Source organism: Hanstruepera ponticola (genome assembly GCF_012931685.1).
Lineage (GTDB): Bacteria > Bacteroidota > Bacteroidia > Flavobacteriales > Flavobacteriaceae > Hanstruepera > Hanstruepera ponticola.
This window is the reverse complement of sequence record NZ_JABANC010000003.1, coordinates 1-16,694: the sequence shown is the minus strand read 5'-3', so window position 1 is coordinate 16,694 and position 16,694 is coordinate 1. Positions and strand designations below refer to the sequence as shown.

General features: G+C 32.7%; 16 protein-coding genes. 5 read left to right on the top strand and 11 right to left on the bottom strand.

Annotated elements, in window-relative coordinates:
- Positions 1-119 precede the first annotated feature (119 nt).
- On the bottom strand, positions 120-821 hold the full coding sequence (locus HGK31_RS08845) for a DUF2490 domain-containing protein (RefSeq protein WP_191859430.1): 702 nt from the start codon (positions 819-821) through the stop codon (positions 120-122).
- A gap of 87 nt (positions 822-908) precedes the next feature.
- Between HGK31_RS08845 and HGK31_RS08840 the strand changes: the two genes are divergently transcribed.
- A complete protein-coding gene (locus HGK31_RS08840; RefSeq protein WP_191859429.1) occupies positions 909-1,823 on the top strand; it encodes a sterol desaturase family protein in 915 nt (304 codons plus the stop codon).
- Here the strand turns inward: HGK31_RS08840 and HGK31_RS08835 are convergent.
- The 4 genes from HGK31_RS08835 to HGK31_RS08820 all read right to left on the bottom strand — a co-directional run bounded on the left by HGK31_RS08835 (position 1,815) and on the right by HGK31_RS08820 (position 4,887).
- Positions 1,815-2,255: an SRPBCC family protein gene (locus HGK31_RS08835; protein WP_191859428.1), complete on the bottom strand. Its 441-nt coding sequence runs from the start codon at positions 2,253-2,255 to the stop codon at positions 1,815-1,817. The two genes, HGK31_RS08840 and HGK31_RS08835, sit on opposite strands and share 9 nt — an antisense overlap.
- A 9-nt stretch (positions 2,256-2,264) precedes the next feature.
- Entirely contained in the window at positions 2,265-2,942 is a 678-nt protein-coding gene (locus HGK31_RS08830) for a metal-dependent hydrolase (protein WP_191859427.1), read from the bottom strand.
- A 193-nt stretch (positions 2,943-3,135) separates the two neighbouring features.
- A complete protein-coding gene (gene menA / locus HGK31_RS08825) occupies positions 3,136-4,038 on the bottom strand; it encodes a 1,4-dihydroxy-2-naphthoate octaprenyltransferase (protein WP_191859426.1) in 903 nt (300 codons plus the stop codon).
- 9 nt (positions 4,039-4,047) lie between these two features.
- Positions 4,048-4,887 carry a 1,4-dihydroxy-2-naphthoyl-CoA synthase gene (locus HGK31_RS08820; protein ID WP_191859425.1) on the bottom strand — a complete coding sequence of 280 codons (840 nt, stop codon included), beginning with the start codon at positions 4,885-4,887 and terminating at the stop codon, positions 4,048-4,050.
- A 51-nt stretch (positions 4,888-4,938) separates the two neighbouring features.
- On the opposite strand from HGK31_RS08820, the gene HGK31_RS08815 reads away from it, so the two are divergent.
- Positions 4,939-6,057 (top strand): C1 family peptidase, encoded by a 1,119-nt coding sequence (locus HGK31_RS08815; RefSeq protein WP_191859424.1) that lies wholly within the window; start codon positions 4,939-4,941, stop codon positions 6,055-6,057.
- On the opposite strand, the gene HGK31_RS08810 is transcribed toward HGK31_RS08815, so the two are convergent.
- Genes HGK31_RS08810 through HGK31_RS08795 form a run of 4 tightly spaced genes read right to left on the bottom strand, consistent with a single transcriptional unit; the run spans position 6,052 to position 10,277 of the window.
- Positions 6,052-6,882 carry a CvfB family protein gene (locus HGK31_RS08810; protein ID WP_191859423.1) on the bottom strand — a complete coding sequence of 277 codons (831 nt, stop codon included), beginning with the start codon at positions 6,880-6,882 and terminating at the stop codon, positions 6,052-6,054. The genes HGK31_RS08815 and HGK31_RS08810 overlap by 6 nt on opposite strands.
- A 36-nt stretch (positions 6,883-6,918) precedes the next feature.
- Complete coding sequence (menD, locus tag HGK31_RS08805) at positions 6,919-8,679, bottom strand: 2-succinyl-5-enolpyruvyl-6-hydroxy-3-cyclohexene-1-carboxylate synthase (protein ID WP_191859422.1); 1,761 nt, start codon at positions 8,677-8,679, stop codon at positions 6,919-6,921.
- A 49-nt stretch (positions 8,680-8,728) separates the two neighbouring features.
- The gene (locus HGK31_RS08800) at positions 8,729-9,850 is read right to left on the bottom strand and encodes a chorismate-binding protein (protein ID WP_191859421.1); all 1,122 of its coding nucleotides are present in this window, start codon (positions 9,848-9,850) and stop codon (positions 8,729-8,731) included.
- A gap of 1 nt (position 9,851) precedes the next feature.
- Complete coding sequence (locus HGK31_RS08795) at positions 9,852-10,277, bottom strand: PaaI family thioesterase (protein WP_191859420.1); 426 nt, start codon at positions 10,275-10,277, stop codon at positions 9,852-9,854.
- Positions 10,278-10,330: 53 nt separating this feature from the next.
- Between HGK31_RS08795 and HGK31_RS08790 the strand changes: the two genes are divergently transcribed.
- From HGK31_RS08790 to HGK31_RS08780, 3 genes are all read left to right on the top strand, one after another.
- Positions 10,331-10,975: an alpha/beta hydrolase gene (locus HGK31_RS08790; protein WP_191859419.1), complete on the top strand. Its 645-nt coding sequence runs from the start codon at positions 10,331-10,333 to the stop codon at positions 10,973-10,975.
- A gap of 14 nt (positions 10,976-10,989) precedes the next feature.
- Positions 10,990-11,553 carry a GNAT family N-acetyltransferase gene (locus tag HGK31_RS08785; protein ID WP_191859418.1) on the top strand — a complete coding sequence of 188 codons (564 nt, stop codon included), beginning with the start codon at positions 10,990-10,992 and terminating at the stop codon, positions 11,551-11,553.
- Between the two features lie 113 nt (positions 11,554-11,666).
- The gene (locus tag HGK31_RS08780; protein WP_191859417.1) at positions 11,667-13,739 is read left to right on the top strand and encodes a DUF3857 domain-containing transglutaminase family protein; all 2,073 of its coding nucleotides are present in this window, start codon (positions 11,667-11,669) and stop codon (positions 13,737-13,739) included.
- A gap of 3 nt (positions 13,740-13,742) precedes the next feature.
- On the opposite strand, the gene HGK31_RS08775 is transcribed toward HGK31_RS08780, so the two are convergent.
- Together HGK31_RS08775 and HGK31_RS08770 are read right to left on the bottom strand one after the other, a co-directional pair.
- On the bottom strand, positions 13,743-14,681 hold the full coding sequence (locus HGK31_RS08775; protein WP_223115329.1) for an NAD(P)H-dependent flavin oxidoreductase: 939 nt from the start codon (positions 14,679-14,681) through the stop codon (positions 13,743-13,745).
- Positions 14,682-14,814: 133 nt separating this feature from the next.
- Positions 14,815-16,694, bottom strand: a 1,880-nt coding sequence (locus HGK31_RS08770) for a T9SS type A sorting domain-containing protein (RefSeq protein WP_191859416.1), incomplete at its 5' end; no start/stop codon positions are given.

Genomic DNA, 16,694 nt, shown 5'->3' with positions numbered 1-16,694 from the left:
ACTTTTATTGTCAACAATATTGCTATATAATATGGTTTGAAATTTGAAACTTAAATTGTAAACTATCTAAAACACTGAATTCCTTAAGTGCTCCTTGAAAACCATTCAGTTTAAAAAAATTAAAACTTATGATGTATACTTACTTGTAGTTGTCCTTTACCTAAAGCATTAGTTTTTTGATTCATCCAACCTAGTTGAAACTTTATTTTTGGATTTAATACAAAACCTAATCCCAGATACGTTCTATTTCTATCAAAAAACTCTACAGTTCTGCCATCACCAATATCTTGCTGTCCATTAATGAATAATTCATTGTACAATGCTGCATAAAATGTATTCTTTTCAAATGTTTTATTGTTGAATGGAATATTCATAAATAAGTTATATCTATATCGCGTTCTAAAATCTTGATTTTCTACAAAACGCTGTTCATACCGAAAACGGTGAGTTAAATATATTCGACCACCTACTTTTTGAGGTAATAAAGCCTCCTGATAAATACGGCTTTCAGTAACACTTTTGTCACTTTCACCTAAATCGCCTGTGGTAATGTGTGCATATCCTAAAGTTAACTTAACAGTGGTGTTTTTAGGTCTGTAAGTAAAGCCAGATCGTAAAAGCAACTGCTCTAAATCACCAATGATATTCCAATTTCTATATTGAATATCTCCTTGGACACCAAACTGACTTTCCTTAAATTGCGCATCATAAAAGTACATATACCAAGCTCCCATTTGATTGGGATTTTGTGCTTGGGCCTTTTGTAATGAAACAATCGTAAAAAAACTGAAAATAAATAAAAAACGAACCGTTTTGGTCATAGTCGAAAATTTCTTTTTGAATGATTTTAATCTAGACTTTAGATTTTAAAAAAAAGCATTATTTTTAAAACACAAATATCCCATTAAATGCCTGAATTTCCAAATATCATTCATTTCGCTATTCCTATCTTTATTGTGTCTATGTTATTGGAATTATTCGTAACCACTCGCGAGAAATTTAAAGAAACAAAAGGTTATGAAACCAAAGACGCGTTTGCTTCCATTGCTATGGGTTTAGGAAATGTATTTCTTGGGTTTTTGAGTAAAGCTATTGTTCTTTGGTCGTTTGTATTAATTTATGAAAATTTCAGGATTTTCACTATCCCAATCGCTTGGTGGAGTTTTATATTAATCTTCTTTGCTGATGATTTATCTTATTATTGGTTTCACCGCATTTCTCATGAATGTCGGTTATTTTGGGCATCGCATGTTGTTCATCATTCATCACAGCATTATAATTTAAGCACTGCGCTACGCCAAACTTGGTCTGGTGGATTTTACTCCTTTATTTTTTGGTTATGGATGCCATTAGTTGGGTTTCATCCAGCTATGATATTGTTACAAATGTCTATTAGTTTATTATATCAATTTTGGATTCATACTGAAGCTATTAACAAAATGCCACAATGGTTTGAAGCTATTTTTAATACGCCTTCACATCATAGAGTTCACCATGGGAGCAATCCTATATATCTAGACAGAAATCACGCAGGTATTTTGATTATTTGGGACAAGTTATTTGGCACTTTTCAACCAGAACTATCAGATGAAAAAGTCACCTACGGATTGGTAAAAAACATAAATACTTTTAATCCTATAAAAATAGCATTCATTGAGTGGTATAATATGTTTAAAGATATGTTTAGCGGAAGGAAATCACTTAAAAATAGGCTACTCTATCTAGTTAAACCACCTGGTTGGAAGCATGATGGAACTGGAAAAATTAGCAGTGATTTACGCGATGAATGGAAAGAAACAGCAAATTCTAATAATTCAGTGTGATTCAGCAAAATTCTTAAAATTAACTAGCCATTTATTGACTTGCTTTTTAAACACACTTGGAAAAAACAATGCCATAGTTTTTGGTATAAATCCTCTGAATGCAGTATAATTGATTTCTGAACTATAGCGTGTTGTATCATAGCTTAATGCTTCGAATGTACATAGCATTGTATTATCCATATGCTTATGATGATATTCTGCAAAAAAAGAATCAGGTAATTTGTTTTCAATAATGGTTTCTATTAATTCCATTTCACCTTTACCCATTTTATAAAGCATTCTGGACATAGCACCATTTTCCGCTTCATTCCCAGATATTAACTCTTTACTAATAAAGTTATCTTGATAATTACTCAAATATTTTGGATCAGCAAATAGTTTTACAACGTGATCTTTAGGTTTGTTGATTTCAATAGTACATGTAAATTTCATTTTCCTTTATCAAAGTTCTAAACTCTCTCCAATAGCTAATAGCATCAAATCTTTATCTTTATCAAAAAACTTACGCTTGGCTTCTTCATGATCTATTTCTATATAGCCAAACGTATCAAAATGATAGCCCAAAACCTTATCGCATTGCACAAAATCACTAGCAATAATCGCATCATCTATTCCCATTGTAAAATTATCGCCTATTGGTAAAATAGCTAAATCTAAAGTGGTTTGCATTGGTATTAGTTTCATATCCATTGTCAAAGCCGTATCTCCTGCTATATAAATGTTTTTGTGCTCCCCTTCAATTACAAATCCACCAGGTTGCCCGCCATAACTGCCATCAGGAAATGATGACGTATGGATTGCATTTACGTATTTAACCATTCCGAATTCAAAATCCCATGAGCCACCATGATTCATAGGGTGGACTTCAAAACCTTTATTTTCATAGTGCGTTGCTATTTCATAATTTGAAATAATAATTGCTTTGGTGCGATTTGCAATAGCTTCTACATCCAATATATGATCTTGATGTGCATGTGTAATTAATATATAATCAGCTTTAAGTGAATTAACATCTATTTGCGACGCTTTATCATTGCCGCTAATAAATGGATCAACTAAAATAGTGACGTCATTGACTTGAATTCCTAAACTGGCGTGACCGTAAAAAGTAATTTTCATGGTGATAAATTTTATTGAAAATATAAAAAAACTCAAGTACATTTAAAAAATTTACTTGAGTTTTCTATCCCGATAATTGAAACTGGTTAATAGCTTCTTTGTTGATTATTCTCTTCAACAACATTAAATTACTTTATTTTCTACGAAATACAAATATTTACTGACATACAGCCTTACTTTTCCGATAAAGTGCTTAAAGTAAATAACCGACACTTAATAAAACAGCCAAAGCAAAGGTTGAAAGTGCCACTTTTTTTAGTTCTGAATCTAGGCTAGATGGATTAACTACAGACTTGACTTTTATAACATGTTTGATTAACGGTATATAAACCACAATAAAGATGAAATTGAATAAATTGGTATAATATAAAATGGCAAAAACAAACGATAACACTATAGCACTTATCACTAGGAAATAATGATATTTTTTTGCTTTTTCAAATCCTAACTTTACCGCCAACGTGATTTTATTAGATTCCAAATCTGAATGAATGTCTCTTAAATTGTTCAAATTTAAAACTGCTGTACTTAACAAACCTATAACTATAGCTGGTAGAATAACAACATGGTCAATTTGTTTGGCAAAAAGAAAATAACCTCCAATAGTACTTACCAATCCAAAAAATACAAAGACATAAAGATCGCCAAGCCCTTTATAACCATAAGCGTCGTCACCTATGGTATATTTAATAGAGGCGTAAATAGAAAGCGCTCCTAGTACAAAAAAGGCTAACGCATACCAAAAATGCCTAACTCCAAATGCTGATAGAATTAAAAAGAAAACCAATGCTATGGTAATTAAAATATTAACCTTAATAGCACCAAGCATACTTTGCGGAGTAATTTTCCCTGATTGAATAGCACGTTCTGGACCTATCCGATTGTTATTATCTGTTCCTTTAACACCATCGCCATAGTCATTTGCCAAATTAGAAAGAACCTGCAAAGCAATCGTAGTCAATAAGGCTAAAACAAATATTGACCATTTAAAAAACCCGTTATATTCAGCAAAACAACCTGCCAAAATAATTCCTGATACAGACAAAGGCAATGTTCTTAATCGAGCTGCCTCAATCCAATTTTTTAGACTACTCATATAAGTGTTTTAAGGAATCCACTTTTTGGGAAAATTCGGTTTGCGTTTTTCTAAAAAGGCATCACGGCCTTCTTTGGCTTCTTCGGTCATGTAAGCTAATCTTGTGGCTTCACCTGCAAATACTTGTTGCCCAACCATACCATCATCAGTTAGGTTCATGGCAAATTTTAACATCTTGATTGATGTTGGTGATTTGGCTAATATTTCTTGTGCCCATTCATAGGCAGTATTTTCTAATTCTTCATGAGGAATTACAGCATTTACCATTCCCATGTCAAAAGCTTCTTTTGCCGAATAATTTCTACCTAAAAAGAAAATTTCCCGCGCTTTTTTCTGCCCAACCATTTTGGCTAAATATGCTGAACCATAACCACCATCAAAACTGGTAACATCGGCATCTGTCTGTTTAAAAATCGCGTGTTCTTTACTTGCCAAGGTTAAATCGCAAACCACATGTAAACTGTGTCCGCCACCAACAGCCCAACCAGGAACTACAGCAATGACAGCTTTTGGCATAAAACGAATTAAACGCTGTACTTCCAAAATATTCAGTCTATGATACCCATCTTCACCTACGTAACCTTGATGCCCTCTAGCCTTCTGATCACCACCTGAACAAAAACTCCATATTCCATCTTTGGTTGAAGGTCCTTCAGCTGATAACAGAACAACACCAATATTTACATCTTCATTTGCATCATAAAAAGCATCATATAATTCACTTGTGGTTTTAGGTCTAAATGCATTTCGAACATTCGGTCTATTAAAAGCGATTCGTGCAACACCATCACATTTTTTATAGGTTATATCCTCATATTCTTTAGCTGTTTTCCAGTTTGCTACACTCATTTTTTATATTTTAGTCAAAAATAAATTATTTTAAATTAACAGCTACTCTACATGAAAAATATTATCTCACTTTCTGTTTTTCTATTTGTATCATTAGTAAGTTTTTCGCAGTCATACAAGTTTGAAACTATAATTGATTTAGAAACAACTGATGTTATTAGTCAAGGTAATACAGGAACTTGCTGGAGTTTTTCTGCATCGTCATTTTTAGAAAGTGAAATCATGCGCATTACTGGAAAAAGTATTGATATTTCTGAAATGTTTACGGTAAGAAACACCTATCCTGTAAAAGCTGAAAATTATTTAATGCGACAAGGAAGAGCACAATTCAGCGAAGGCGGATTAGCGCATGATGTTATTAATAGCGTTGAAAAATATGGGTTAGTCCCTCAAACGGTTTATTCTGGTTTAAATGACGGCCTAACTAGGCATAATCATGCAGAGATGGTCGCTGTTTTGAATGGTGTTTTGGATATATATGTTGATAATCCAGGAAAGAGTCTGTCACCAAAATGGAAGGCCGTTGTTAATTCTATTTTAGACACATACCTCGGTAATAATATTGAAACATTTAATTATGAAGGCATACCTTACACGCCCATGACATTTTTGGAAATGACCAAAATAAATCCTAATGATTATGTTAGTATTACGTCGTTTGCCCATGAACCGTTTTATTCTGAATTCATCTTAAATATTCCAGATAATTTTTCGAATGGTAGTTTTTATAATGTAAAATTAGATGAAATGATTTCAGTCATTAACCATGCTTTAGATAATGGCTATACTGTTGAGTTAGATTGTGATGTGAGCGAAAAAACATTTTCAGCTAAACATGGTGTTGCAGTTATTCCAGAAAATGACGGTAAAGCTGCTGAAGCTATTATTAGTGTTAGACCAGAGAAAAATATAACTCAAGCATACAGACAGCAAGAGTTTGAAAATTATAATACTACAGATGACCATTTAATGCATATTACTGGAATGCTTAAGGACCAAAATGGTACCGTTTACTACAAAGTAAAAAATTCTTGGGGAACAGATGCTAGTCGTGTTGCTAACGATGGCTATGTATATATGAGTGAAGCGTATATGCGCTTAAAAACTATTTCTGTAATGGTACATAAGGATGCTGTTCCTAAAGCATTAAAAAGCAAGTTAAAATTATAATAAGTGAATACCGTCTGGTTCAATTTTAATCAATTTTTGTTTATATAACGAGCCAACGGCTTTCTTAAAGCTTTTTTTACTCATTTGAAGTACACGCTTTATTTCTTCTGGATCTGATTTGTCCGAGAGGTTTAAATAGCCACTGTTATCCTCCAGTTCCTTCATTATTAATTCAGCATTAGGTTCAATGTTTCGGTAACCAACTTGACCTAATGATATATCCAGTTTGTTACCAGGACGAATTTTCTTCACGACACCTTTCAACCTATCACCAATACTGATGTCTTGAAAAATATTATCGTTATAAATTAGCCCTAAATGCTTTTTGTTTACAATAACATTCATCCCAATTTCAGATGGATGGGAAACAATTAAATCAACTTCTTCAAACTGTTCAACAGTTAATTCTTTATTATCTAAAAATCTATTGGTTTTACTCGAAGCAACTAATCGTTCCGTTTTTTCATCTAAATAGCAATGCACCAAATACCAACCACCTTTTTTCATTTTAAAGGCTTGTTCCTTGAACGGACAAAATAATTCCTTAACCATTCCCCAATCCAAAAAAGCACCCATTTGAGTAACAGCATTACAGCGTAATAGTGCAAAATCTCCTCGCTTGATATAAGGTTTATCAGTTACAGCAACCAATCGTTCGTCATTATCTAGATAGACAAATACTTCAATTTTATCCCAAATTTTAAAATCTTCAGGCACATAACGATTTGGAAGCAAAACTTCATTATCGTCTTCATCAGCCAGAAATAAGCCTGGATCTGTTTCTCTTAAAATAGTTAGTGTATTGTATTCTCCAATGTTTATCATGTGGCAAAGGTACGGATATTCCTATAGGAAATAAATCTATTTAATAAACTTAAAATACTCTAAAAGCACCTCGTCATTAACCGTTCTAGGTGTAAAAACTTCAAGTAATTTTGGTGTTTCTGAAGCTTCAAAGAAGGTTTTTAACTGTAATTTCAGCTGCTTTTCGGTTGTTGCTGAATCATATTCAAAATTATACATCTTGCAAAGATGCTTTGCCGTTAAGTTGTGTTTAGTTTCGAAATAGGTGTCAAAATTTTCAGAATCCTTATTTCCTGGTAGTATTCTAAAAATTCCACCACCTTGATTATTTATAACAATAATCCTAAAATTGATTGGAATATAGTTATTCCAAAGTGCATTACTGTCATAAAAGAAACTCAAATCTCCAGTAATTAAGGTCGTTTGCTTTTCAGAAGCAACTGCAAACCCTAAAGCCGTTGAAGTACTGCCATCTATACCACTTGTACCACGATTACAAAACACATCAATTGTATTATTCAAATTAAATAATTGTGCATATCTAACAGTGGAACTATTGCCAAGTTGTAATACGGATGCACCTGGTAAATATTTGAGAATAGAATCAAAAACCTTAAAATCACTAAACGGAATTTGTTTTATATATTCATCATGCTTTTCTAATCGTTTTGCTTTTACTTTATCCCAAGTTGGCTTGTAATCACTTTTTACATAATGTGTGGTTTCAGACAAGAGATTTTCAAAAAAGGTATTTGGGTGTATTTCCAAATGCCTATCTAAACAGAAAAACGTATCATTCGCTTTGCCCTCTCCTATATGCCAATGCTGTTTGGGCTGATATGTTCTTAAAAAAGCTTTTACTTTTTTAGAAACTATGAGCCCACCGAAAGTGACTAAAATATCTGGCTGTAAAGCTTTAAAGTCGTCTTCTTCAAGTGGTGCAATAAGCTTGTCAATACTGGGAAAGAAATTGTCGTGATGAATATTTGATGTGGTTTCAGTAAATACAATCAAACTATTATCCTTTGCCAAATCGTCCAACCATTTTTGTTCTATATCATCAGGATAATTTACACCTACCAAAATCATTTTTTTAGGTGCATTGTTCCAATCGTCTAAACATTCATTGAATATATAATCATCAATTTTTGTCTGATTTACATCTAACTGGATGATTTTAGGCTTCACTGATAAGGTATCAGTTAACTCATATAGAGGTTCCTCAAAAGGAATATTAATATGAATGGGCCCTGATTTTTGAATAGCTTTATTAAGTGCCTTATTTATTTCTATTTCATTTTCCTGCTGTAGTTCTTGTTTAATACCTAAAAACCGTTCGATTTTATTCTCAATATTCTTAATTATTGCTGGTTCATCGTCATCCTGATCACTAAAAGAATTATCAATATTCAACTTTAAATTGGCCGAATACAAAATATGGTTTTTATAAACGTCTTTCTGATTAATGGTTTGCCCATCGCCTATTCCAACAAGATGTTTTGGCCTATCAGCAGAAAGTACCACCAAAGGAATTTGACTATAAAACGCTTCGGAAATTGCAGGATAATAGTTTAACAAAGCACTACCCGAAGTGCAAGCCAAAGCAACTGGTTTTCTTGTTTTTTGAGCTATTCCTAAAGCAAAAAAACCTGCGCATCGCTCATCAACAATACTATAGCAATTAAAAAAATTGTCGTTTGAAAAACCAATTGCTAAGGGAGCATTTCTACTTCCTGGTGAAATTACAATATGACTAATATGTTTGGCTTTACAAAGCTGAATAATAGTTTGAGCAAGCGGGTTTTTAGGGTGTCGCATATACAATCTAATCTATAACAAAAGTAAGAATAAGCAGGATGCTATAAAATTATTGTAGTACCTTTTTTATAGTGGTCGTTTTCGCCACAGTTTCTTCCCATTCCTGTTGAGGATTTGAGTCTGATGTTATGCCACCTCCAACATAAACTTGAGCCTTATTACCCTCTAATTTCATGCAACGTAAATTCACATACAAGTTCGTTACTTTCTTTATACTTGAATAAGCATTGTTTTCAATATTTCGGAAGTTCCGATTTCTAGATTGGTTTTTTTCGTAATTTAATTCACCTAAATAGCCTGTATAAAATGCTCTATTGTAGTTTTCATTTTCAAGAATAAAGTGCTTGGCAGCAACTTTAGGAAAACCACACACTGCTGGAGTTGGATGCAATTTATTTATAACGTTTTTTAAACTATTCCCTTTTGATTTTAAAATTCCTGATACCATCGTTTTCAGATGTACTAAATTACCTGCACGAATAGTCTGTGTATCTGAAATTTGTAAACTATCTATTTGATTATCTAACTGTTCTACTAGGTAGTCGGTAACAATTTTTTGTTCTTGAATTTCCTTTGCATTCCAGCTCACATTACCAGTAACTTTGTATGGTTTTGTTCCTGCCAATGACATGGTAGTCAACCTCTTGTTTTCAATTTCCAGCAGTGTTTCTGGAGTTGCTCCAAGCCACAAACCGGTTTCAGGATGAAACCAACAATAAACAAATGCTTGCGGATAACTATCAAGTAACTTTTTAAATAGTTTAAATGGATCATCTTCTTTTATTTCAACATCTTCTTTTCGAGACAGAACTACTTTATCAAATTTTTTGTCCTTTATAGCAGCAATTCCTTTGGAAACCAAATCGATATGGGACTGCTTATCTTTTTGATTAGGATCAAACTGTTCTTGATGTTCATTAAATTCAATTGCTCGATAATCATCTGTTTCAATCTGTTTTGCATTTTTTAACGGTATGATTATAGGATCGTTCTCATTATCAAAAGGTGCCATGACAAAACCACTTTCCGTAAAGCTTGAAACAAAGTTAATATCTGTATTATTTTGTAGTAAGCTAATTAAATTGGTTTTGTTGCTTTTTCTATAAACTACAAAAGGTAAGTTTTCATTGTAATGACTCTCTAATACGTTAAAAAATAACTCTGAAGTCATGCTATTTTTTTCTTGGAAGTGAAATAGTAGATAATTTACAAATTGAAATTAAATTATCATGATCGTCAGTCACGCGAATGTCCAAAAGCTGGGTTGTTCTGCCCTTGTGTAAAAATGTTGCCTTGGCATATACGTGACCATCCGTAACACTTTTTAAATGATTAGCCGTAATCTCTGTACCACGTACAAAGACTTTATCCAAATCTGAAAATATATGCATTGCAAAGCTACCAACACTTTCAGCTAATGCTGCAGTAGCACCACCATGCAATACGCCATCAGGTTGATGAACTTTTGAAGTAACAGGCATTTTAGCTATTAAATAATCATCGCCAAAATCAATTATTGAAATTTCTAAAGTTTCCAATAGTGTGTTTTTACCTACGGTATTTAATTGTTTGAGCCTTTCTTCTTTAGATATTTGCATAAAATTCCTGTATTTTTAAATCGAATTGTAAAAGTACAAAACCCATTCATAAAATGAATCTTACAGAAAAAGAAATATCTTACACAACAACCAACACCTACGCAACACTAAATACGTTAACTCCTGAAACAAAAAATATTTGGCTTGTTTTTCATGGAATGGGTTACTTAAGCCGCTACTTTTTGAAATATTTTGAAGTAATGAATATCAAAGAAAACTACTTTATTGCTCCACAAGCACCAAGTAAATACTATATAGGCCCAAAATTTAGGCATGTAGGTGCGAGTTGGCTGACTAAAGAAAATACAAATAAAGAAACGATGAATCTTATGAACTATATTGATGGGGTTTTGGAAAAGGAAAATATACCACATAATGGAAATCTCATAATTTTGGGTTATTCTCAAGGTGTAAGTATCGCTATGCGTTATATGGCATATAGAAAATTACAAGCTGACCGTTTGATTATTCATTCGGGTGGAATTCCTACTGAATTAAATCCTGATGATTTTGAATATTTTAAAGGAAAAGCAACATTAGTCTATGGAAATGAAGATGAATACCTTAATGAAGAACGTATAGAACAAGAAATTGAAAAAGCCACACTATTATTTGGTATTACGTTAGATGTAATTCCTTTTAATGGTAAACATGTTGTAAATACAGAAATTATTAAAAATATTATCAGCACCATGTAACATCATAAAATACTATGACTGAAAAAACTTTAGAAAACACATATGTTAAACTGACACTTTTAGATTTAAGTAATTATAAAGTACTACTTAAGATTGCGCAAGAAAAAGATCTTATTCACTACTCGCCTTCAGATATATCAACACCCGAAAGCCTTAAAACCTATGTGCAAACTGCAGTTGATGGTTATTATCAGAAAAACACTATTCCATATATTATATTCGACAAACGCAAAGAAGCATATGCAGGTTCCACAAGGTTTGGATTGATTAATTGGAAAAATAAAACGCTACATATTGGTTGGACATGGATTGGTAAAGATTTTCAAGGAACAGGTTTAAATAAGCAAGTAAAATTTTTAATGCTCCAATATGCCTTTGAAACAATGAACTTTGAAAAAGTTGAATTTAGAATCGATGAGCGTAATACTCGATCTCGAAAAGCCGTTGAAAAAATAGGTGCTACACTCGAAGGAATTTTAAGAAAAGATACTTTAATGAAAGATGGTTTCCGTCGCAATACCTGCTGCTACGGAATTTTAAAAAGCGAATGGGAGAAAATAAAAAAATCCTGCTTTTAAATTTTCATTCAAATTATTGTACTGTCGTTAACTATGAAAATTTGAAAATAATTTTTTCAATTTGGCCATAAAAATTAAAAATCACTATTTTCACGACATCAAATCTTGAAATCTTGAAAAAAAATTACTTTCTATTTCTTTTTTTGGCTTTTTTTATAAAGTCGAATTGTCAGACAAATGTTATAACAAAGAATAAACCTTCTTGGGTAAGCACTCAAAATTTTGAGCAAGACCCTAAAATTCATTTTGATGATATTTCACAAGGCAGTATTCTATTACTTGCAGATTATCAAGTTCATATTCCAAAACAAGCATCCTTTTTTAGGTTTGTTACGAAAATCACAGATAATGTAGGTATTCAATCAGCTTCAAATATCAATGTATCATATGATCCTCTGTATCAAAAACTCATTTTTCATGAAATTATCATTAAACGAGATGGAAAAACCGTAAACAAACTTGATGTAAATCAATTTCAAGTAATGCGAAGGGAGTTGAATGCAGAAAATCATCTATACGATGGATCACTTTCGGCTATGATAAACCTTTCAGACATAAGATCAAATGATATTATTGATTATAGTTACTCTATAATTGGGTTTAACCCCATACATAATAACAAATTCAGTAATTCATATTACTTGAACGATGTTGTTCCTGTTGGAAAAGTTAATGTCTCTTTAATATCAAATAAGAAATTAAATTACAAAACTATTAACACCAATTTATCTCCAGAAATATCAAAAAAGAATGGTTTGAATTATTATCAATGGTTGGTTATAAACCCAACAAAATTTGAATATGAAGACAGCATACCTATTTGGAAATTAACATATCATACGTTGTTGGTGAGTGAGTACGATAATTGGTCCGATGTTGTAAATTGGGGCGTTAATGTTTATGAATCAAATTCCAGTTTAAATACATCTTTAAAATCTAAAATAAATGAAATTAAAACTGCTAATAAAACGCCTGGTAAAAAAATAAAAGCGGTTTTAGATTTTGTCCAAAATGATATTCGTTATTTAGGTTACGAACTTGGTGTAGGAAGCTATAAACCCAATAATCCTAGCCAAGTATTTAATCAAAGATATGGTGACTGTAAAGATAAAAGTTTGCTGATGGTGACCATGTTGCAAGAGTTAGATATAGAAGCATACCCAATGCTCGTGAATACTAGTTTAAAGCATGTTATTTTAGATCTGCTACCCTCTCCAATATTTTTTGATCATTGTGTCGTAAAAGTTATAGATAAAGCAGGAAATATTTTTTATTATGATCCAACATTAACAAATCAAGGTGGTACTTTTAAAAACACACATTTCCCAAATTATGAATATGGTCTTGTTCTTCAGCCAGAAGAAACAGTATTTGATGAAATCGTTTCAAACTCATCAAATAAAGTAACTACAAATGAAGAATATATTCTTGAAGAAGTTAACAAAGGAGCCACTTTAAAAATTGTTACAACATATAGTGAAGCTGAAGCCGATAATATGCGTAACTATTTTAAAAATAATAGTATGAATGGTATTATTAAGGATTATGAAAATTTCTACGCTAATTATTATTTTAACATCAAATCCTTAAAAACGCCTATAATCAAAGATAATTTAGAGAAAAATGAATTCGTAGTATTTGAAGAGTATAAAATTGATAGTATTTGGGCACCTATGCAACATAAAGAAAACTATATTGCAGCAACTTTTACACCAACTAGCTTACTAAATATTTTATACATTCCGACTAAAGAAAAGCGAGACTACGAGGTTAGTTTACCATATCCAGTTGCTAGGCAACATGATTTTAAGATAAAACTTCCCAAAACTTGGAATGTGGAAAATATGGATGATATAGTTAGTTCCGATATTTTTTACTACGATTGGTATGTTAACTATGACAAGAAAAAAAATGAAGTAGATGTCAAACACTATTTAAAAATTCAAAACAGTCACATATTACCTACTCAATTTAAAGAATATCAAAATAACATAAACAGAGTTGATAAATCTTTTGGTTTTACGTTATACATTCCAAAAACACAGGTAGATTCCGAAAGTAATGGCAGCAACAAAAATATAGTTGATGTTGTTAAAGATTTATTTAAAATTTTTATTTATGTTTTAATAGCAATTATATTACTTCTACTATTATTGTGGCTTTTCAAAAAATATAGAAGCGCTTAAAAGTTAATTAATTAACTTTTTCACAATATCCTTAACCGGTAAAATTGCTTGCGTATATTCAATACTTGGTCCTGCTACCCATACCGTTTTATAAGTTGCTTGCAGTGCCGCTTTTTCGGTTGCTTTCATGCCAATATAAAACCGAATCATTTTAACCCACTTTTTTAAAGTTCTATTTTTATTTAAAACTTTTTCCAACCAGGTTGAACGAGTTCCTATTTTTTGAACGTATGGTGTATTAATAACTGTGCATGGTGTTCCAGATATACGCTCTGTCATAACGATGTCTTTGGCACCATAATCAACACAGGCTTGTTTATATTCATCAGTGACACCAGCTTCTATTGATGCAATAAAAGGGCTACCTACTGATACACCTGCAGCACCATAACTTATCATCTTATCAATATCTGATTTGCATCCTACACCTCCAGCTGAAATAACTGGGATTGTTAGATGCTTTGTAAGAAGCGAAATTAATTCTTTGGGTGACAAATTTCCACGGTGACCACCAGCTTGATTATTAACCGCAATGGCTGCATCAGCACCAAGATCTTCCACCTTTTTCGCAAAATGTAAATCCGTAACATCACAGAATACTTTGATACCTACAGCATGGGCTTCAGTAATAGTTTCTTCAGGATTGCCCAGTGAGGTAATTATAAAATCACAGCCTTCTTCGCATAAAACTCGTAATTGGTCTTTGTACTTGACATTAGATTTATTTACAATTAAGTTAAAGCCAAAAGATCCACCTTCAACTTTAGCTTGTTTAAGTTCCTTAATAGCCTCACGTAATTCTGGTAAAGTTCTATAATTTAAAGCTGGAATACAGCCAGCAATTCCAGATTTCATAGCTTCAATTACCATTTCTGTGTTGGAAACTAAAAACATAGGAGCTTGAATGATAGGATATTTTATATTAAGTAATTTGGTAAGCATATCTGATATGATAATTAATTAATCACAAATATAAACTAATTTATATGCATGCATAATAAATTTTTTGAGCTCCCATAAATATAAAAGCCCAACTAATTAAAGTTGGGCTTTTAACTTAATTAATGATTAATACTTACCTACGTCTAGGGCTTTTTGATACAATTTTCTTAATAACTGTACCTTTATTAGTCGTTATGCGTACAAAGTATAATTGATTATCTGTTTTAGACATATCGATTGTACTTATAGCTTCGACACCTTTGACATAATTTACATTTTTGATTTTTTGAATTAATGCACCTTTAATATCAAATATTTCAAGGGTTACATCAGTGTCATAATCCATTTCATAAGCAATATTCACTTCCTTATCAAACGGTACTGGATAAGCTCTAAAACTGCTGAAAATCGATGAACCTATAGTAGTTGATGCTTCACATTCAAACGCTCCAACAAATTCAGTTTGATTATCATCTTCTGAGCATACATCCTCCATACTCTTGCTGCACATACAAATCACTTCACAAGTCACTGCATGAGCTATAATATAAATACCTTCAGAATTACTTGCAGTTTCATTGTCAACTACTACAGAATAGGTCTGAACATATCCCGAGAATGAAGGGTTGAATGGATATTGTCCTGGAGCCACAGTATAATTTGCAGCACGACCTCGTCCTCTAGGATAAGGCTCGCATCCGACATAAACATGAGCTTCATTCATAACATATCCTGCTGCTATATTGTAAGTAACAATTACTTCAGATGCGCTATAGCTTACATCTACAGTACCAACAAGATTTCCTCGCCAAGTATCGCAATGTGCGGCTCCAGCCCATAAGTCCATGGTATAATCACCATACTTGTTGAAATAGTTTGTCCAACCCCAACGACTAAAGTCAGGTATAAAGCATTGATCCCCTGAATTTGCTTTTGCAAACGCCGTTTCACAATTATCAATTAAATCAAACTCTCTAATTATAGAACAAGTTTCAGTACCTAAATTACCACATTCATCATACACTTGGAAATCATAATAGCCAATTTCAGAACAACCATCTGGCGCTGTTTCAATTCTAGTTGGACCATCAAGCGTTAATGTTCCACCATCTGAACAATTATCAGACCAAGTTGCAGTTAATGAAGGAAATTCGTCATTACAAATATCATCCAAATCTTCAGGACATACTATTACTGGCAATTCCGTATCCACTGTCCATGTGTAAGTCACACTGACTTCTTCTGCTGCATTACCACAAGCATCCGTATAGTTCGCTGTCCAGGTCTGACTGTAAGCACAACCATCATTGGTTGGTCCTGTAGTACTTGGCACTAAATCCATCTCATCATCTAAACAATTATCGTCAACCTTGAATGTTGGTGGTGTTATTTCAGGATTACATCCTAGATCACCACTAACACCATTGGTTGTAATAACTGGTACTTCCGTATCCACTGTCCATGTGTAAGTAACACTAACTTCTTCTGCTGCATTACCGCAAGCATCCGTATAGTTCGCTGTCCAAGTCTGACTGTAAGAACAACCATTATTAGTTGGACCATTAGTACTTGCTTGAATTGGCATGTCACTATCTAGACAATTGTCATCTACCTTGAAAGATGGTGGAACAACTTCTGGATTACAACCCAAATCACCACTAATACCATTGGTTGTAATAACTGGGTCTTCCGTATCTACTGTCCATGTATAAGTTACACTGACTTCCACTGCTTGATTATCACATGCATCTGTGTAATTAGCTGTCCAGGTCTGACTGTAAGCACAACCATTGTTTGTTGGTCCTGTTGTTTGTCCGATTACTGGTACATCCTGATCCAAGCAGTTATCACTCGCACTAAAAGTTGGTGGTGTGATCGTTGGATTACATTCGGTGTAATCTATGTTTCCTGTACTGGCTGTTATTACCGGAACTTCTGTATCCTCTGTCCATGTATAAGTTACACTGACTTCCACTGCTTGATTATCACATGCATCTGTGTAATTAGCTGTCC